The following is an 18,838-nucleotide window of genomic DNA, read 5'->3' on the forward strand; positions in this document are numbered from 1 at the left end:
ATCATGCTCGCTTCAGATATACGGAAAAAGACGTGCCTGCCTCGCTGCTCGTTACCTCAATACGCCCGCCATAGTCGGAGGCGATATCGTTGGAGATGACGAGACCAAGGCCTAGGCCGCTTTCCTTGGATGTATTAAAGGGCGAAAAAAGCTGGGCGCGGATCGCTTCCGGAATGCCGGTCCCATTGTCGCTCACCGAAAGCAAGACCATGTCCCCTTCCTCGCGCACCCGCACCTCGACACGCGCCGCATCAATCGCTTCAGTGGCTTCCAGTGCGTTTTGCAGAAGGTTGATGAGAATTTGCTCGAGCCGGATGCGGCTGCCAAGCACCTTCAGGTCCTGATCCGGCAACACGATATCAAGCGCATCCATCTGTCCGGAAAAACGACTGCGCAACAGCATCACCGCGCCTTCGATGACCAGTTTGAGACTGACCGGTTCGGCAGCGGTGCGGCCCTTGCGCGCCAATATCTTCAGGTCGCCGGTAATCGTGCCGATGCGATCGGTCAATGCCGCGATGTTTTCGAGATTTTCGTTGGCCTCCGCCATGCGGTCGCGTTTCAGCAGGGTGCGGGCATTGTCGGCAAAGGCGCGGATCGTCGCTACCGGCTGGTTGATTTCGTGGGCAACGCCCGCCGCCACCTGCCCTAGAATGGAGAGACGGTTGGCCTGCACCAGCTCGTGCTGCACGTTGCGCAGTTCACCTGTCGTCTTTTCGTGCAGGGCAATTTCCGCCTGAAGATGGTCGCGGGTCCTCGTCAAGTCACGGGTGCGCTCCTGCACCTTCATTTCAAGCTCGGTGCGGGCGCGCTGCTCCTCTTCCTTTTCCCTCAGCGCCTTGTGCCTGCGCCACAGCCACAGAGCCGAAAGCGCCATCAGCGGCATCAGCGTTGCCAGCGCCACCACCCTGCCTTCGCGAATGGCGGCGTTCAGCGCCGGTGCCACCGGCTGCAGATAATGCAGTGTCCATGAGGTCGTCGGCACCGGCGTTTCCAACCGCAGATAATCGCCGCGCTCACTTGCCGGGTCATCGACACGGACGAGCGGAACGCCGTCGCTCGAGAGTCGCGCCATCCGGAACGGCAGCGTCGTAAGCGCCTCGTTACCGAATTGCAGGCTTTCGGAAATGGCTTTGCGTCGCGCCTCGTCAATCGGCGCTACGGTCTTGAAGCGCCAATCCGGCACGCTCGTCATCAGCACGACGCCGTTCCTGTCAACCACATAGACCGGTTTGCCGCCGATGTTCCAATCCGCCTCCAGACGGTTGAACTCCACCTTGGCGATGACGACGCCGAGCGGCCGCCCGTCTGCGGCATCGATGCGGCGCGAGATATAAAGGCCCGGCCGGCGGCTGACATTGCCAAGCGCATAATGTTCGGACATGCCGGTATTCATCGCCGCCTGAAAATATTCGCGGAAGGCATAATTGGAGCCGACGAAGCTGTCGGCCTGTCGCCAGTTACTCGAGGCAATTGTCAAGCCGGTCGGTCCGGTCACGTAGATGACAGAGGACTGCGTGCCTTCGATCAGCCCCTCCAGCTTGCGGTTCAGCCGATCAATGGCAGGCGCGCCACCGCCATCCAGCGCAGTCGCAAGGTCGGGATCGCCGGACAGAACCAGCGGAATGGCTCGCGGCCGCTCCAGCGCGACATTCAGAAGCGCGATCTTGAGTTCGGCATCGGTGGAGGCCTCGGACGCGGCGGTGCGTATTGCGTGGTTTCGCGCAAAGTCATCGGCAACCAACAGAACTCCCAGGCTGACGAGCAGCCACAAGCCCGCCAACGCCAGCCATTGAGCGCGCCGTCGTGCCTGGGAATGAGAGGCCTGATCTTCTTGGGTCATGTGACAATTGTGCGGATTTACACACAGACCGCAAGAGGTTTTGTCCGGATATCCACACATACGCCGGCGAGCTGATACGGCGTCAATAAAAAGTACTTTTTAAATCAGCCAGTTACACCAAATAAGCAAGTCTGGCATGCGTATTGCACATGACTCCTCAATCGGCGCGAAGCCGTCAACGACACGGCGATCCCGGGAGGCCAATTAAGGCAGGGTGAGGCCGAGGAGGAAAAAACATGATCGATACAACAACCGTGGCGGCAGGCCACGCCAAGCAGCCATTCTACAAGCACCTGTATTTCCAGGTTCTGGTCGCCATTATCGCCGGTATCGCGCTTGGCCATTTCTATCCGGCCTTTGGCGAACAGCTGAAGCCGCTCGGCGACGGCTTTATCCGTCTCGTCAAGATGATCATCGCTCCCGTCATCTTCCTCACTGTCGCAACCGGCATCGCCGGCATGAACGATATGAAGAAGGTTGGACGCGTCGCCGGCAAGGCCATGATCTACTTCCTCGTGTTCTCCACCCTCGCGCTCATTGTCGGCCTCATCGTCGCCAACACTGTGCAGCCGGGTGCCGGCATGAACATCGATCCGGCCACGCTGGATGCCAAGGCCGTCGCGACCTACGCCGACAAGGCCCATGAGCAGACCATCACCGGCTTCCTGATGAACATCATCCCGACCACCATCGTCGGCGCATTCGCCAGCGGTGATATCCTGCAGGTGCTGTTCTTCTCCGTGCTGTTCGGCATCGCGCTCGGTATCGTCGGCGAAAAGGGCAAGCCCGTCACCGATTTCATGCATGCCATGATGTATCCGATCTTCAAGCTGGTCGCGATCCTGATGAAGGCCGCCCCCATCGGTGCCTTCGGCGCCATGGCATTCACCATCGGCAAATACGGCATCTCGTCCGTCACCAACCTCGCGATGCTGATCGGCACCTTCTACGTCACATCAGCACTGTTCGTGTTCGTGGTCCTCGGCGCTGTCTGCCGCTATAACGGCTTCTCGATCGTCGCGCTTATCCGCTACATCAAGGAAGAACTGCTGCTGGTTCTCGGCACCTCGTCTTCGGAAGCCGCCCTGCCGGGCCTGATGAGCAAGATGGAAAAGGCGGGCTGCAAGCGCTCCGTCGTCGGTCTCGTCATCCCCACCGGTTACTCCTTCAACCTCGACGGCACCAACATCTACATGACGCTGGCTGCCCTGTTCATCGCACAGGCGACCGGCATCCACCTCTCCTTCGGCGAACAGATCCTGCTGCTGCTCGTGGCCATGCTCTCCTCCAAGGGTGCCGCCGGCATCACAGGCGCTGGCTTCATCACGTTGGCCGCAACGCTCTCCGTCGTGCCGTCGGTTCCGGTTGCCGGCATGGCACTCATCCTCGGCATCGACCGCTTCATGTCGGAATGCCGCGCACTCACCAACTTCGTCGGCAATGCGGTCGCCACCATCGTTGTTGCCCGCTGGGAAGGTGAACTGGATCAGGAGCAGCTCGCCCGCGTTCTCAGCGGCAAGGAAGAATTCACCGGCATCGCCGATGTGGATTCGCTTCCGGGTGCGGTTCAGCCCGCCGAATAACACGACCTCCCAAGGTCCAGCCTGTCCCGGTTTGTCCGGGCAGGCTCTCGCATGAAGGCCGGCGCATCAGATCGATGCTCCGGCCTTTGATCGTTTGAAGCCCTCCCAACCGTCGAAAACGGTTTTTATCGCCGTGCGGATGTTATAGGCCAGATCGAGCGAGAACGAATGCGAAAAACGGAGTAGGCCCTTATGAAGAACCTGTTTCTGGCCTGGCAATTCTGGGCACTGCTATCGGCGGCCTTTGCGGCATTGACCGCGATTTTTGCGAAAATCGGCATCGAAAACGTCAATTCCGATTTCGCCACCTTCATACGCACCATCGTCATTCTCGCTGCCGCTGGCCTGATGGTTTATGTTACCGGCAACTGGCAGCAGCCCTCCACCATTTCGGCGCGGACCTGGACCTTTCTCGTGCTTTCGGGGCTGGCGACCGGCGCATCTTGGATATGTTACTTCCGGGCGCTGAAAATCGGCGATGCCGCCCGCGTCGCCCCTATCGACAAGCTCAGTGTCGTGTTCGTCGCCGTCTTCGCGGTTCTGTTTCTAGGGGAACGGCTGTCGCTGCCAAACTGGCTGGGTGTGGTGCTAATCGCCTGCGGCGCGGTGCTTGTGGCATACCGGGGATAAGGCAAGCTGACAGCGGTGCCCGGCCGGACGAACCGGCCAGGACATTCGCAAAGTCATCAGGCGCGTGCGGCCGCAACCTTGTCCAGTCCCCGCTTAACGCCGGCGAACAGCTCATCAAGCTGCTCGGCCGTGATGATCAGCGGTGGGCAGAAGCAGATCGATTCGCCGATCGGGCGAGTGATCACGCCCTCATCCTCAATTCCGGCGGCAATGGCGAGCGTCGCATCGCCCGGCTTCGTACCTTCCCACGGCTTTATCTCCAGCGCGCCAAGAAGACCGACGCCGCGCGAGGAATGCACCAGCGGATGGTCGGAAAGCGCTTTCAGATGATCGAGGAACTTGCCTTCCAGCCTCGCGACATTACCGACCAGATCGCGCTCCTGAATAATCTTCAGGTTTTCGAGACCGACGGCCGTCGCGACCGGGTGGCCGGAGGCGGTATAACCATGGCCGAAGGAGCCGATCCGGTCGGATTCGTCGGCGATCGGCTGGTAGAAACCGTCATTCATGATGATCGCCGACAGCGGCATGTAGGATGAGGATATCTGCTTGGAAACAACAAGCACATCCGGCTTGATGCCGTAGGTCTCGCAGGCGAACATCTTGCCGGTGCGGCCGAACCCGCAGATGACCTCGTCCACGACAAGCAGAATGTCGTATTTCTTCAGGATCGCCTGCACACCTTCCCAATAACCTTCAGGCGGCAGAAGAACCCCGCCGGCACCCATCACCGGCTCGCCCCAGAAGGCGGCAACGGTTTCCGGGCCTTCGCTGAGGATCAGATCTTCGAGTTCCTTCAGAATACGCGCGGTAAAATCCGCCTCGCTTTCACCTTGCTTGCCGAAGTGCACATAGGAGGGGCAGGCCGTATGCAGCATGCGGTCCAGCGGCAGGTCGAAGCTTTCATGGTTGCGCGGCAGGCCGGTGATCGAGGCAGAGGCAATCGTCACGCCATGATAACCCTTGATGCGGCCAATGATCTTCTTCTTGTCCTTTTTGCCCAGCGCATTGGAGCGATACCACACCATCTTGGCAACGAGATCGTTCGCCTCCGATCCCGAAGACGTGAAATGAACCTTCGACATCGGCACTGGCGCAAGCTCGATCAGCAACTCGGCAAGATCGACCGACGGGCCGTGCGTCTTGTAGGAGAAGGTGTGGTAATAGGGCAGCTTCTGCATCTGCTTTGTCGCAGCGTCCACCAGTCGCTGTTCACCGAAGCCAAGCGCCACAGACCAAAGCCCTGCCATCGCCTCGATATAACGCTTGCCGCTGCTGTCGGTCACATAGATGCCTTCACCACTTTCGATGACCAGACCACCGGTCTTTTCGAATTTACGCAGATTGACGTTCGGATGCATCTGGTAGGCGATATCGCGTGCCTCGACGGAATTCGGCAGAATGGTCATGGGATAAAGGCTCCGTTTCGGTTGGATGGACTGAAGCGTCAGACGTGCTGGCCGCCATTGATGAGAATTTCTGCGCCGTTGATGTAGCTCGACTGCTCCGAGCAGAGGAAGTAGATGGTCTGCGCCACCTCCGCCGTTGTGCCTAGCCGCCCGAGCGGGACCTGCGCTTCCACGAGTTCAGCGGTTCCGGGTGAAAGGATGGCGGTGTTGATTTCGCCGGGCGCTATGGCATTGGCGCGCACGCCGCGCGGCCCGAATTCATGCGCCAGCTCCCGTGTCAGCGCCGCAAGTCCCGCCTTCGATGCGGCATAGGCGACGCCCGCGAAAGGGTGCACCCGCGAGCCCACAATGGAGGTAACGTTGACGATGCAGCCTTTTGCCGCCTCCAGTTCCGGCAAAAGCGCACGGGCAAGAAGCGCCGTCGAGACGAGATTGACGTTTAGCACCCGCGTCCAGATCTCCGCCGTTGTGTCGGCAACGCCAAGGCGGCTACCGCCTTCGCCCTTCGGCGAGATTCCGGCATTGTTGACGAGTGCGGCCAGCTTTCCTTCCGGCAGGCGCGAGCGCACCTCGTCGGCCAGATCGTCGATGCGGGACAGGTCCTCCAGATCGGCCTGGATATGGCTTTCGCGCGCAGATGGCCAGCGGCATTCCTCCGAAAAGGGTTGTCGCGATACGGTCAGGATTCTCCAGCCTTTTTCCTGAAACAGCTTGACGGTGGCATGCCCTATTCCGCGGCTCGCACCAGTCAAAAGCATAAAAGGAACAGCCATGAAAGAACTCCTTTGCCATGCGAACCGTTGAGCCGGTCGCGCATTCAGCCCGCATGTTAGAGTGCTGCGACCCGCTGACAAGGGCTATTTTGTCGCGGTGCACGAATGGGAGCCGCGTCACGGGCTAATCCCATTTGATATAGGCCTTTCACCCGAAGGGAATATTTGAAGCCGGCCATTTGCTCATAAAATGCAACCTCCCGAATCTGTGATCCGTATTGGGAGGGGGACGAATGCGTATCGACATCATCGACACCGACGCCGGCTTCGAGGCGATCCGGCAAAACTGGGAAACGGTGTTCATGGCCGATCCCCATTCCCGACACTTCCTGTCCTGGGGCTGGCTGCGGGATTATATGCCGCGCCGCAAGCGCTGGTTCATCCTGGCGCTCAGGGAACGTCCCGAAGGCTCGCCCTATGTGGCATTTTTTCCGCTACGCATCGTCACCGAACCGGACAAGAAAACCGGCCGCTTCCACGACAGCATCGTCATGGCTGGCAATGCCGCGGCGGATTACACCGGCTTCATTACCCTGCCGGAATATGAAAATAACGCGGTTGCCGGTTTCTGTTCCTATATTCGGCAGCAGAACTGGACCGAACTCAAGCTCGACTATCTTTCCGGCCCACCGGAGCGGCGCGACGCGATGATCCGCGCGCTTCAGGGACCGCTCGTCATGTTCCGCGACAACATGCCGACCAACCCCTATAACATCAACAATTGCATCTGCCCGGTCGTGGCCCTGCCGGACACGTTCGACTCCTATCTCGATAGCCATATGAGCAGCCAGTCCCGGCAAAAGCTCCGCCGCTTCATGAGGAAGGTGGAAGGCGGTGACGAATACCGCATCACCTTCGCAACGAGAGAAACAATCAAGCGGGACATGGGCATCCTGTTCGATTTCTGGCGCATCCGCTGGGCGCCCCACAAGGGCAAGGAGCGCACCGAACTGTTGATCGGCGCAACACGGCAAATGCTGATGGATGTCTATATACGCGGCGATCTGGAAGTGCCGGTCCTGTGGTTCGGCGACCAGCCGCTCGGCGCGCTTGCCAACATCATCGACCGGCAGAAAAAGTCGGTATTGTTCTACATTACCGGTCGTGACGAGAACTGGAAGACCCCCTCACCCGGCCTCGTGCTGCACGGACACTGCATCCGCAGGGCGATCGAACAGGGTTTCAAGACTTATGATTTCCTGCGAGGCAACGAGCCGTACAAATATTTCTTCGGCCCGGAGGAGCACAAGCTCAGTTGCACGCTGTTCCGCACCCGCTCGGGCGACAATCTCGGTGGCAAGCTCCACCCGCGCAGCATACGCTTCGTCTACGAAGAGGGTCTCAAACTTTACAAGACGGGCAAGAAGGCGGCCGCCAACATCGCCTTTTCCCAGGTGCTGGCAGCCGCGCCCGATCACCTTGGCGCACAATTCGGGCTGGCCAATCTGACCTTCGACCGCGGTGAATTCCGCGAAGCGGAAATCGCTTTCCTCGGTCTCCTCGGCAGCGGTCAGGACCCGGTTCTGCTGTGGATGCGCATAGGCGAAGCGCGGTTGGCGCAACGGCAATATCACGAGGCGTCCGAAGCATTCCGTCAGGTGACCAATCGCGCCCCCTTCCACCGCGAGGCGCTCTACAAGTGCGCCGTGGCGCTGATTGCGGCCGAAAGAACGATGGAAGGCGCCGAAATCCTCGACAGATTGCAGCATTACCATTCTGACGACGCTACGCATCTGGAATATGCCGAAAAGGCGCGCGCAGCCCTTGCCCGGCTGGAACTGGGAAAGGCCAGGATTCCGCTGCCTGCCGATGTCATCACGCTGAGCGCCAGGCCAAAATCGACGGGCAAGCGCTGGCGTCCGCCAAAGGTTTTGCATTGAACGTAATGACCTGTAAGTTGCGGCAGAAAAAATCGGCCGGACGACTTGCAAGGGTTTTTTATGTTTCTGACCAACAAGGATATGCTTGACCTCATCGAGCTGCGCCATGAGCTGCACCGCCATCCGGAAATTTCCGGCGAGGAGAAGGAAACAGCGCGGCGTATTCGCGATTTCCTCGAGCAGGCAAAACCGGATCGGATGTTCACCGATCTGGGTGGTCATGGCGTGGCAGCGGTCTATGACAGCGGCAAAAGCGGTCCGGTAGTCCTCATCCGCTCGGAACTCGACGCTCTGCCCATTCAGGAAAAAACCGACGCCGAATACCGCTCCGGCACCGATGGTAAGGGCCATCTTTGCGGCCATGACGGTCATTCCACCATTCTAACGGCGCTTGCACTCGGACTTTCCAGAAAGCGCCCGGAAACCGGCAGCGTCGTACTGCTCTACCAACCGGCAGAAGAGACAGGTGCGGGCGCGGCCGCCGTCATCGCCGATCCGCGCTTTGGCGAGATGAAGCCGGATTATTCCTTTTCTCTTCACAATCTTCCAGGCCTGCCATTCGGCCATGTCAGCGTGGTGGAAGGGCCGGTCAACTGCGCATCACGCGGCATCAAAATCCGCTTCTCCGGCAAGACCGCGCACGCCTCCTCACCGGAGCATGGCGTCTCGCCGATGCGGGCGATATCTGAGTTGATGCCGGCTTTGACCGATCTCGGTTCCGGCTTTCCACCGCAACCCGATTTTTCGATGGTGACAATCACCCATGCCGTGATGGGTGAAGCGGCCTTCGGCATCTCTCCGGCAGATGCGGAAATCTGGGCGACGCTCCGGACGCTGACAGACGACCGAATGGAAAAACTCTGCGCGGATGCGGAAGCGCTGGCAAAAAAGGTGGCCGAAGAACAGAAACTGACACTCGATATCGCCTATGATGATATTTTCCTGCATTGCGAAAATGCGCCGGAAGCCGTCGACCATATCCTGCGGGCGCTAACTGCGGAGAAAATTTCCCACGGGTCGGAAGGTTTGCCGATGCGGGCCTCCGAGGATTTCGGAAGGTTCCGCGCCGTCTCGTCATCGGCCATGTTCTTTTTGGGCGCAGGCAAGGACTATCCCAACCTGCACAATCCCGACTACGACTTTCCGGATGGGCTGATCGATATCGGCGCACGCATCTTCATGCGCATCATCCGCAACCTCACCGACGCGGGGTAAGCAACGGCAGCCCATTGCCGCCCAACGCCATCAGCCGCCCTGGGGCCCTCTGCTCGGCCGGGCGGCACGGACCGCTGCCAGTCCCCTGATGCCCTCCTTATCGCCAATGGACGTCAGACTCTCGAAAATCTGCGCAGCATCGGCGTAGCGGTTCATGGCAAGATAGGAATAACCGCGTAATACCATGAGATCGGTACGCTCATCGGCAAGCCGCGCCCGCTGATCAAGCAGGAGAAGCGTTTCCGCATAACGTTTCGACTGGAAGGCGGAAACCGCCCTGTCGGCCAGGATTGAAACCTGCAACTCAGTCGCGCGCGGGCGGTCCATGCGCGATTTCGTCGCCGAGACAGCGGCATGGTCCGTCAGCCCCATGCGCAGATAGGCAAGGCTCTGGCCATAGGCCGCATCGCTTTTAACAGTCGACTGGCCGCCAGCAATGGCGGATTCGAAAGCCTTCAGGGCTTCCGCCGGCCGGTTGGTCTCCATCAGGCACCAGCCGAGATCAAGCGCCTGCTGTGCGGGCAGGCGCTGGGGATCGGGATAGACCGCGCAGGAGCGTGGACGTGACGAGGCACTTACGGTCCTCTGCGTCTGCGCTGGCAGACGCGCCTGCTTGCGCGAAGGTTCCGGAGCCGGCTGCTGGACAGACGGCTGGCTATAAGCCACCACTGTCTCAGGCTGCGGCGCATAGGGCGCGGGTGCCGTTGTCTGGGAAGCTGTGGCGACAGGCGGTGCGGTGATGGGCGCTATCTGCTGCGCGGACTGGTCCACCATACGTGCCGTTCCCACATCAGCGATGCGTTGCGAGCGGCTTGCCCATTGCTGCTGTATGCTGCGCAGACCGGCGAGATTGCGCAGATCGTGATAGCTGACTGCCATGCCATAGGCCGACGGTTCGTCATCGGCTTTCCAGCCAAGCGCAGTGCTGAACCATTGCAAGGCGAGCGGCGTCTGCCGGAAAGCAAGCGAATACCAGCCGAACTGCTGCGCGGTCGCCGCATCCTTGCGAGTTATTGTTTCAGCGGCGATGCGCTGCAACACATCCGGCGGCAGGACCACAGGCGGCTCAAGCGCCAGGAGATTGGCTGTCGCGGCAAGATAGGTCGCAAGCCCGTCGTCCGAAGCGGTGCGCCACTTATACATGACCTCTTCAGCTTCACGTGGCTCGTTGCGGTCGATCAGCGCCAGCGCCAACCCTTGCGATGCAGACGCGCTGTCTTCCTCTTCCCGCGCCTTGCGAAACCACTTTTCCGCCTCCGCCATGTTCTTCTGGCGGATATTGTACCAGCCGAGCAACAAGGCATCGCTTGCAAGCTTGTCGGTCTCGGCAAGCCTTTCAAGCCGCATCAGATAGGCGGAAGGAACGGAAATTCCCTCCTTCTCCCCTGCCTTCGCCACGAATTGGCGGGCGAGATCGTTCTTGACCGGTTCGAATTCCAGCTGACCGTCTGCGTTGGGCTTTTCCTTGGCAAGCAAATCGCCGATCATCTCCGCCGGCAAAAGCGCGGACGCCTTCTGCACCGTGGCGAGCCTGTCGCTTGGCGTCGTGCAATTGTTGAGAATGTAGAGATAGGCGTCGCGCGCCCGTCCCATGCGGTCGGTATTGGCAAACGCATCGGCAACCCGCCACAGGACATCCACCTCGCTACAGGTCAGCAGGCCGGGATTGCTGGCGGCCGCGTCCACCACTGTCGCATATTGCTTGAGATCGGAAGCGTTGACGAGCCGCTGGCGGGCCTCGGCGAGGGAAAGCATGCCGGTCAGATTGTCGGGAGGCTGCCAGCCGGGTTCCGCCTGCTGGCGGTCGGCGATCGCCTTTCTGACCTCGGCGTAACGGCCGTCGCTATAAAGCTGCCACATGGCATCGAGCCGGGGATCGCCGTTAACGGGAATGGCGAGCGGATCGGCAGGCGGTGTCCAGTTCGGATAGAGCGTGCGCAGCCTCGCGATTTCGGCCTGAAGGCGCTGGGTATCGCCCTTGGCCGCGAAATAGCGCAGCGCGCTGAGATCGACCTCGAGCATGTCTGATGACGCCGGCTGGGTCTGGCGGGGTGCGGGCGCCTGCGCCATTTGGGGCTGCGATATCTGTCCACCCGTCTGTGTCTGCGTAACCGGCGGTTGCGGATCAGTCGCCGGCACCGTTACCGCTGGCGTCACGGGTTGGGTTAGCTGCGCCATCTCGCGATTTTTAAGGAACGCGTTGATCTGGGCCGGATTGGCTGCCGCTGGAGAAACGCGCTGCGCCGCACGGTTGTCGCCAACCGCCGAAGTATGAATGTCCGATACACGTCCGAGAATGGTGTCGCGCCAGTGGAAGGCGGCGAGAGCAATCAGAAGCAGGATGAGAGCCGAGGTAGACAGCGGTTTGTTCATCGGCACTCCCCGTTATTCCTTGCCAGAAACGACAATGCCAGAAGATGCAATGTAGAAGGATAATAAAGCGTTGGCTGAAAGCCTTTCAGTTCGGCAGGCACAGCCGGGCCGCCGCCGGCGCAGGCTGCGAGCGCCGGAATGATGCGATAACCGGGATCCGACAGAACGTCCTTGACCGCGCCGCTCTTGAGATCGAAAGTTCCCGCAGCACCGCTTTCCAGCGTCATGCCGTTTTTCAGGCGGTCAAGCAGCTCCGGCGAGCCCATTTTCGCCCTTGCAAGATAAAGCGGAATCCGCACCGCATTGTAACCGAACTCGGGTGGAAACGCCGATGCCGGTTGCGGTTTCGTCTTCATCGACACCCAGTCGGCGGGCAGTTTCCTGTCGCTGAAAGCGAATGTGGCGATCTGCGCCACGCCGTCGTCGGCAAGCGCCTTCCAGAGTGGCGATGGTGCGACGAGATTGAGGACCGGAAATGCTTCGAAAATCAGATAGGAAGGATTGACCACCGGGCCGTCGCCCCGGTCAACCTCGCCAAAGCCGCTGGCGGCGGGCAAAAGCAGCGTTCGCCCGCCGCGCTGAACGACAGTCTTCTTGAGGACGGCTGATGCGATGGCCGCCGATGCCTCTGCATAGTCCTGCCGGTTCCACTGCGCGGCAGCCAGCGCCAGCGCGTAGGCAATCAGAATATCGCCATCCGTGGCATTGTTGATGTCAGTCACATGCGGTCTGGTTCGCGGATCCCATTTCCACGCGGAGAGACCGTCGTCGCGCACCAGGAGTTCCGTGCGGGTAAAACTCCATATCAGCTCGAAGTCGGCAATGTTCTCTGAAAGAACGGCAAGCCACATGCCGTAACCCTGGCCTTCGCTATGGCTAATATTGCCGTTGCCGGTATCGATGATGCGCCCGCCGGGATCGAGAAACGCACTTTTATAAGCCGACCAGGCCTCAGGCGAGACAGATGCGGCGCGGGCAATCGAGATGCTTGAGATCAACGCCATCAGCGACACGCAGAAAATGCCGGCAAGTCTAAAAATCCCACGCCTCATCGGTGTCGCCCCATCATACGCAGCATCGCGAAGGTGGCAAAGCCCAGGAGCGACACGAACCCGATGAATGCCAGCGAATAGGAAAGAACATTGGAAGACAGCCAATTAGCAGCGATCAGCCTCCAGTTCGAGAGGGAAAACGCCCGCGTGACATAGAAATACGGCTGCCCCACCTCGACCGTTTCGATCTTTTCTGCACCGGCATCGTAAGCTGCGACCCGCCCCGTGACGTCGCGCCAATGGTTCTCACGCACCATCGAAGACATGCCGTCACGAAGCTCCGCCGACGTCGGGGCGGTAGCCAGCGTCCAGACCCCTTCGCCGGAAGGGCTTAGACCCTGCACCAGCATGAAGGAGACATTGCCGGGCGGCGCATAGGGCTGCTCGGCCGCCGGCAGGAAACGCAGCGTATCGGAACTCAGATCGAAATTCCGCTTCATCCACTCCTCAAAGGAGGAAACCTGGCCTTGCCAGATGCCGCCGTCCACCCGCTCTCGCCAGTCATTAAAGAGGGTTTCGCTGTTCTGCGCAGGCGGCTGAACGCCCGTTCCCATTTTCCAGGATATCTGGCTGGAAGGGACAAGATTGAACTGGCTGATCAGCGATTGCGGGAATTGCGAAATCGTCCCGACGAACAGGGCGTCACGGTCCCCGATCACCAGCGGCGATGCGACGGTCTCGACATTGATCGGATATCCAGCGGCGCTTGCCAGCCGGCTGACCAATGTCGCCGCCGCCGACATGGTGTCGGTATCGAAACGATCAAGCGACAGCGCGACGGGATTTGCGGCAAACCTGTAGGGCTGCCCGGCACCGGACATCGCGGCGAGATCCGGTTTGCGACCGATCTGCGCGTAATCAGGAATATGGATTTCCGATGTGTCGAACAGGGCAAAACGCGGGGTCGTGCTGGCTGGCGCTCCCGGCGCGCAGACCTGATCCTGCGCCGTCATCAACACGGCCTCGATGGTGATCTTGTTCGGGCCAGGCTTGAAGTGGCGCATCGTCACATTGATGGGCAGATGCCGGAAAATGCCGCCACCATTGTTGGAGATCGGCACGGTCGAGGCGATCTCGTCATTGACGTAGATGTCTATATGGCTACCGGGCAGCACCTGCGAGGAATAGGCGGCATCGAGCAGCATGGCCGCCTCGCCATAGGCCGACGCATAAAAGTCGGCGGGCATGCCGACGTAGAATTCGTTGCGGAAACGCCGTCCACCAAATTCGCTGCTCTCAAGCCCAAGCTCGGAAAGCGCGATGCGACGGTCCGACATGACGAGCGGCACATCCGGCGCATGCCAGCTGCGGGTGGAAAAGGTCGTTCTCTGGGCACCGGGCGTGCGCGAGATCGAGGAAAACAGCGTCTCAATCGCCGCCTGTACCGCCTGCGGGGTGGGACCGCTGACGAAGAGTGGCGAGAGGCCACCCGGTGCGGTGGTATCGAAGCCGGCAAAAGCACCCGCCGACGCCTCGGGCGGCACCGCGCCGGTGAAGCCGGTAATCTCGCGCGCGGTGCCGACAAGAACTACCAGCGTTCCCGCCTTGCGTTCGGCGGAGGGTGCTGCCACGAAACGGATCGTCTGGTTCGGCATCTGGGTTCGGAGTGCCAGAGCCTGAGAAAGGCGCAGCAGCGAATCTGCAAATGCCGGATTGCCGAGTGCAGGTGCAACGATCTCGATCGACGTTGCCGCCTTGGCGTCCGGACCGGTTGCCTGGATATCGTCGATATTGGTGAAGTTGCCCGCGACATCGGCGTTAAAGCCGATATAGGTATTTGCCGGATTAACATCGGTCCACAGATCATAAGTGGACTGGATCGTGCAATCGGTTCTGTGGCGCTGCTGCACGCCAAGCGTCACGACATTCGCGCCCACCTGCAGGACACCGGGTGGAATTTTCAAGGAAACATTGCCCTCACCGTCGGGCGCCTCAATGCGCGCCGTCTCCAGCGGAACATTGTTGAGGCTGACCTGGAAATTCGAGTCTTCCGGCGCGACCACGATGGCGTTCTGATAACCAATATTCAGCGAAACGGCGGCATTCACCTGCTCGGGCGTCAGATAAATGCTCCACTGCCGCCGATCCATTTCGCCGGAAAGGCTGAGCTTTTCGTACGGCAAGATATACCGGCGACGGCTATCCGCCGCGGGTGACGATGCCTGAACGGGTGCGGGTCTCGCCTGACCCTGCGGCGGCATGGATACGGGTGGCGTCAGCGGCCGCAGCGGCGGTTGCGGCGCAGGTGCGGGCTGCATTACCACAGGAGGCTGGCCCACTGCAGGCTGGGTCGATTGCTGGGCTGGCTGCGGCTGGCGCGGTACAGCGGGGGGAAGTGTCGGCGGCGGCACAGGTGCCGGGGCTGTCTGTGCAGGCTTCTCCGGCGACATGTCGAAAGGTGAGGACTGCGCCATCGCACCGGTTGCGACGACACCCAACATCAGTGCTGTCAGTGAACTCCTGATCGTTTTACCGCCGGTCATTTTACAACTCCGGCAGGTTTGACGGTTTTGGAGGCGGGCCGGAGCGCCTTGGCCAGATAGAACAGGCCGCGCTGCGTCTGGAACAGAGATATCGCCAGAAAGATCGCCGTGCCTCTGATGAGGCCGGGGTTCTTGCGGCGCACGCGCTGGAACTCGCTCCATTGCTCGGAATTGGCGAAGATCAGGTCGGCGATCAGGCGATGATCGATGGCGCGCTGCGGCGAGAATGTGCAGCCTATGGAAATGAAACCGTCGCTCCGGACCGTGCGGACCACATTGATGGTCATGGTTTCCGGCACGCCCTCGCTATGCGGCTTCACCCTAATGATCGCTGTCGTGTTCTTTTCGATAGCGGTGGTGCTGTCGAAAAGATTGATCAGCAGGCCATGCACCGACACGTTGTCGATGGAGGCCGGCACCCATGCGTCACTACCCTCAAGCTTGACCTCGCAGCGCCGCTTGACAGTGATGCGCCGCGACGCCGATTTTTCGCCGCGCTCGGAGACGACGCCAAGCGCACATCCCGCGAAAATGAGGTTGAGCAGGTTCCACCCGCCGACGACGAGTGTGACGTCCGCCTTGTATGGCTCCGCATAGATGCGCCAAATGGCAAAGGCCATCGCAACCAGCAAAAGTGCGAAAATGACGAAGAACGGGCGGCTGATTTCCGAAAGCCGCGCCTCGGCGATGGATTCGTCCTTCGCCGTCACCTTAAAGGTCGGCTTGCCCGGATTGAAGATCACCGACACGACGGCTGGCAGAAGGTGGACCGTCTGCACATATTCGTAGAGTTCAGAAATCCACGGCCAGCGGAAGCTGCCATAGAGATAGTTCTGCATCATCAGGTTCACGAGCATATACGCGGCCGTATAAGCCAAAAACTCGCCGCCGGAAGCCACGAAAATCTGAAGATCGAAGAACAGGTAGAACAACGGCGCAAACAGGAAGATCGTGCGCGGGAACGGGAAAAGCCAGAACAGCGTCGACGACATGTAGCAAAGACGCTGCGTGAAGGAGAGACCACGGCGGAACAGAGGCTGGCGAAAGATCAGAATCTGCATCATGCCCTGCGCCCAGCGGCTGCGCTGGCCGATGAAGCTTGCGAAGGTGGCCGGTTGCAGCCCGGCGATCAGGGGCTTGTCGACATAGACGCTGTTCCAGCCGCGCGAATGCAGCGCGAGCGCCGTTTCGCAGTCCTCGGTGATGCTGACGCCGCTGAACCCTTCCGTATCCAGCAGTGCCTCGCGCCGCAGCACGGCGGCGGAACCACAGAAAAACGCGCCATTCCACTTGTCGAGACCGCGCTGGATGATGCCGTAAAACATCTCGTTTTCGCTCGGCATCGTCTCGAAGGTGCGCAGATTGCGCTCGATCGGATCGGGATTGACGAAGAAGTGCGGCGTCTGCACCAGGAAGAGCCGGGGGTCTTCCTCGAAATAGCCCACCGTTTCCAGAAGGAAATCGCGCGCCGGCGCATGGTCGGCGTCAAACACCGTCACCAGTTCGCCGGTCGAGTGGGCGAGGCCGTTATTGAGATTTCCGGCCTTGGCGTGGACGTTGCGCTCGCGCGTCAGATAACGCACGTCGAGGTCCTCGCAAAGCTTCTTCAACTCCTCATGGCGGCGCTGTGCCGCCTGCGCCTCGACGATATTGCTGGCATTGCGCTTCTGCACCGAGCCGCCGTCGTCCAACAGCCAGACGGTGAACTTGTCGGCCGGGTAATCCATGTTCTTGGCCGCCGCCAGCGTATTGGCGAGAAGCTCCGCGTCCTCGTTGTAACTCGGCACGAAAACATCGACCGTCGGCCGGTAATCGGGCGAGCCAGGCCGGGTCTTGCGGGAAGGCAGCGGCATCGACACGATGACGAGGCTGAGACCCAGCATCACGACGCTATACATTTCCGCGAGATAAAGCAGAAAGCCGGGAATGAAGTTTTCGAGCTGGTTGACGGGCGGCAGCGTGCTCGTGGTGCGCCAATAGACATAACGAAGCACGATGGCCGTGCCGAAACCAAGCGCCACGAGCCGCCAGGCTCCCTGCCCGTTGAAACTCTTTATTGTTGCGAGAAGGACAAGCGAGATCGCCGTGGCGACCAGGTGCGTCTGCAGGCTGACCGGCATCGTGACGATGGCCAGAACGCAAAGCGACACAAGAAACCAGACAATGATTGTGATGGCCTTGTTCATCCCGAAACTTTCCGCTCTCTTCCCCGCCCGGAATTTTTACCGGGATCTTTTGCAATGCCCTCTTCTGCTGTTGCTCCAGCCATCACCTGCATCCCGGAGGCGCTGCCGAACCGGACAGACATGTGGGCGACGGAATGGCTACCTGCGGAACCTGCGTCGGCTGCTGGCTCTCCACCTGCACGCTGGCCGCGCGCCTGCCGACTACAGCAGGCCTTGCGGGCTGGGCGGGCGCGCCAACGGATGCGGGTGACGGAATACTGACTGCCGCAACCGGCGGTAGGGGCTGCGCCGTTGGCTGAACAGGCGTGACGGGTACGGCAGCACGGCGCACGGGTTGCAATGGTATGCTCGCAGTCACTTCACTGCCGGGCCGCATCGGCACCTCATTGGTCTTCATGGGATAGACCGGATGGCCCGGCCGCCCAAGGTTCTGATCCACCGCCTGCGGCGTGCCATAGGGGTTCCAGCTTTGCGAGGCATAGGTGCCGGTGATCGTGTAATTATACATGACCGTCAGAAGCTGCTCGACGCTTGCCGCCGACTGGCAGAGGCGCAGTCGCACCTTGATACGCCCCAGGTTGCGGAAATCCTGCCGCATGCTTTCGGGTGAGCGGATGTCCTGCCAGCCATAAAGGCAGGTATCGCTGCCTCGGCCCTTGCCGGCCGCATAAGAAAAGGCGCCGTAACCGTTCTGCAGATAATTCGCCGACATGACGATGTTCTCACCCGGAAACTCCGAGCGGATTTCCCGCGCGACGGAGGATGCCTTAAAGCCGGAGAAAGTCAAAGCATCGCGATCAGTGTCGCCGGCTTGCTGCGGACCGAAGAACTCGGCCTTAATGTAGTTCTGTCCGGGCGTAGCGGCTTCGGCGCGCAATACGACCTGCTGTGCCACGGCATTGGAGTAGGTGCGATTGACTACGGTGACGATTTCCGGACCGCCGGGCGGTGGGAAAACCAGTGCTTCGGACGCAGACAACATCTTTGCGCCCCCGAACGACCTGACGCCCGAGGGAGTATTGCAGCCCGAAAGAACTGCAATAGAGAATAGCAATGAAGTAAAGGCAGAAAATTTCACTGCCCCGTGCCCCTTTATTTCCCCAAGCCCTAACAGGTTAAAAGGAGACCGAATCACTAATGACCAGACCATTGTTACGAAATACTGGAGGCAGGCGAATAAGCAATATCAAATTTATATTGTAATTTCTGATGCTTTGTGGCCTCCGAATCGTTTCGGATCCCTTCTTTGCCGGACGAGACGACGGAACCAAATCGCGCTGGTGCGGGTTCGCTCGGCGTGAGGTCGATATTTTTACGGTTGCAGCGCAATATGTCCCATGGTCTACTTGCGTCTATAATGACGTATTTTTATTGATCACTTTTTTCATTCAACTGTAAAAACAGAGAGTTG

Annotated in this window: 12 protein-coding genes; 4 read left to right on the top strand and 8 right to left on the bottom strand. The window is 60.0% G+C overall.

Annotated elements, in window-relative coordinates:
- Nucleotide 1 precedes the first annotated feature (1 nt).
- A complete protein-coding gene (locus FB593_RS09820; RefSeq protein ID WP_112391218.1) occupies nt 2-1,843 on the bottom strand; it encodes a sensor histidine kinase in 1,842 nt (613 codons plus the stop codon).
- A gap of 236 nt (nt 1,844-2,079) precedes the next feature.
- Here FB593_RS09820 and FB593_RS09825 point away from each other — a divergent pair, with 236 nt between their 5' ends.
- Together FB593_RS09825 and FB593_RS09830 are read left to right on the top strand one after the other, a co-directional pair.
- A complete protein-coding gene (locus FB593_RS09825) occupies nt 2,080-3,426 on the top strand; it encodes a dicarboxylate/amino acid:cation symporter (protein WP_013761559.1) in 1,347 nt (448 codons plus the stop codon).
- 192 nt (nt 3,427-3,618) lie between these two features.
- On the top strand, nt 3,619-4,056 hold the full coding sequence (locus tag FB593_RS09830; RefSeq protein ID WP_019564660.1) for an EamA family transporter: 438 nt from the start codon (nt 3,619-3,621) through the stop codon (nt 4,054-4,056).
- Between the two features lie 56 nt (nt 4,057-4,112).
- Here the strand turns inward: FB593_RS09830 and FB593_RS09835 are convergent, their stop codons facing one another.
- Both FB593_RS09835 and FB593_RS09840 read right to left on the bottom strand, forming a co-directional pair.
- Entirely contained in the window at nt 4,113-5,465 is a 1,353-nt protein-coding gene (locus FB593_RS09835) for an aspartate aminotransferase family protein (RefSeq protein ID WP_003510848.1), read from the bottom strand.
- A 38-nt stretch (nt 5,466-5,503) separates the two neighbouring features.
- On the bottom strand, nt 5,504-6,238 hold the full coding sequence (locus tag FB593_RS09840) for an SDR family NAD(P)-dependent oxidoreductase (protein ID WP_003510849.1): 735 nt from the start codon (nt 6,236-6,238) through the stop codon (nt 5,504-5,506).
- Nucleotides 6,239-6,471: 233 nt separating this feature from the next.
- On the opposite strand from FB593_RS09840, the gene FB593_RS09845 reads away from it, so the two are divergent.
- Both FB593_RS09845 and FB593_RS09850 read left to right on the top strand, forming a co-directional pair.
- Nucleotides 6,472-8,118, top strand: coding sequence for a GNAT family N-acetyltransferase (locus tag FB593_RS09845; RefSeq protein WP_111801492.1), 1,647 nt, complete (start codon nt 6,472-6,474; stop codon nt 8,116-8,118).
- 60 nt (nt 8,119-8,178) lie between these two features.
- Nucleotides 8,179-9,333, top strand: coding sequence for an amidohydrolase (locus tag FB593_RS09850; protein ID WP_111800222.1), 1,155 nt, complete (start codon nt 8,179-8,181; stop codon nt 9,331-9,333).
- 30 nt (nt 9,334-9,363) lie between these two features.
- Here FB593_RS09850 and FB593_RS09855 read toward each other — a convergent pair whose 3' ends face one another.
- The 5 genes from FB593_RS09855 to bcsN all read right to left on the bottom strand — a co-directional run bounded on the left by FB593_RS09855 (nt 9,364) and on the right by bcsN (nt 18,409).
- A complete protein-coding gene (locus FB593_RS09855) occupies nt 9,364-11,706 on the bottom strand; it encodes a cellulose synthase (RefSeq protein ID WP_162691381.1) in 2,343 nt (780 codons plus the stop codon).
- Entirely contained in the window at nt 11,703-12,758 is a 1,056-nt protein-coding gene (locus tag FB593_RS09860; RefSeq protein WP_065687757.1) for a glycosyl hydrolase family 8, read from the bottom strand. The genes FB593_RS09855 and FB593_RS09860 overlap by 4 nt, the downstream gene beginning before the upstream one ends.
- Nucleotides 12,755-15,241, bottom strand: coding sequence for a cellulose biosynthesis cyclic di-GMP-binding regulatory protein BcsB (locus tag FB593_RS09865; RefSeq protein WP_065687758.1), 2,487 nt, complete (start codon nt 15,239-15,241; stop codon nt 12,755-12,757). Before FB593_RS09865 ends, FB593_RS09860 begins: the two co-directional genes overlap by 4 nt.
- Complete coding sequence (gene bcsA, locus FB593_RS09870) at nt 15,238-17,427, bottom strand: UDP-forming cellulose synthase catalytic subunit (RefSeq protein WP_035199451.1); 2,190 nt, start codon at nt 17,425-17,427, stop codon at nt 15,238-15,240. Before bcsA ends, FB593_RS09865 begins: the two co-directional genes overlap by 4 nt.
- Nucleotides 17,428-17,509: 82 nt before the next feature.
- The gene (gene bcsN / locus FB593_RS09875; RefSeq protein WP_035199452.1) at nt 17,510-18,409 is read right to left on the bottom strand and encodes a cellulose biosynthesis protein BcsN; all 900 of its coding nucleotides are present in this window, start codon (nt 18,407-18,409) and stop codon (nt 17,510-17,512) included.
- Nucleotides 18,410-18,838: the final 429 nt, after the last annotated feature.

This window comes from Rhizobium sp. SJZ105, from assembly GCF_007828365.1.
Classification (GTDB): Bacteria; Pseudomonadota; Alphaproteobacteria; order Rhizobiales; family Rhizobiaceae; genus Agrobacterium; species Agrobacterium tumefaciens.

Excerpts from the sequence above, each read along its gene's own strand:
- FB593_RS09840 (WP_003510849.1), bottom strand. The coding sequence starts at position 6,238 with ATGGCTGTTCCTTTTATGCTTTTGACTGGTGCGAGCCGCGGAATAGGG.
- bcsA (WP_035199451.1), bottom strand. The coding sequence starts at position 17,427 with ATGAACAAGGCCATCACAATCATTGTCTGGTTTCTTGTGTCGCTTTGC.
- FB593_RS09825 (WP_013761559.1), top strand. The coding sequence starts at position 2,080 with ATGATCGATACAACAACCGTGGCGGCAGGCCACGCCAAGCAGCCATTC.
- FB593_RS09845 (WP_111801492.1), top strand. The coding sequence starts at position 6,472 with ATGCGTATCGACATCATCGACACCGACGCCGGCTTCGAGGCGATCCGG.
- FB593_RS09830 (WP_019564660.1), top strand. The coding sequence starts at position 3,619 with ATGAAGAACCTGTTTCTGGCCTGGCAATTCTGGGCACTGCTATCGGCG.
- FB593_RS09855 (WP_162691381.1), bottom strand. The coding sequence starts at position 11,706 with ATGAACAAACCGCTGTCTACCTCGGCTCTCATCCTGCTTCTGATTGCT.
- FB593_RS09820 (WP_112391218.1), bottom strand. The coding sequence starts at position 1,843 with ATGACCCAAGAAGATCAGGCCTCTCATTCCCAGGCACGACGGCGCGCT.
- FB593_RS09860 (WP_065687757.1), bottom strand. The coding sequence starts at position 12,758 with ATGAGGCGTGGGATTTTTAGACTTGCCGGCATTTTCTGCGTGTCGCTG.
- FB593_RS09835 (WP_003510848.1), bottom strand. The coding sequence starts at position 5,465 with ATGACCATTCTGCCGAATTCCGTCGAGGCACGCGATATCGCCTACCAG.
- FB593_RS09865 (WP_065687758.1), bottom strand. The coding sequence starts at position 15,241 with ATGACCGGCGGTAAAACGATCAGGAGTTCACTGACAGCACTGATGTTG.
- bcsN (WP_035199452.1), bottom strand. The coding sequence starts at position 18,409 with ATGTTGTCTGCGTCCGAAGCACTGGTTTTCCCACCGCCCGGCGGTCCG.
- FB593_RS09850 (WP_111800222.1), top strand. The coding sequence starts at position 8,179 with ATGTTTCTGACCAACAAGGATATGCTTGACCTCATCGAGCTGCGCCAT.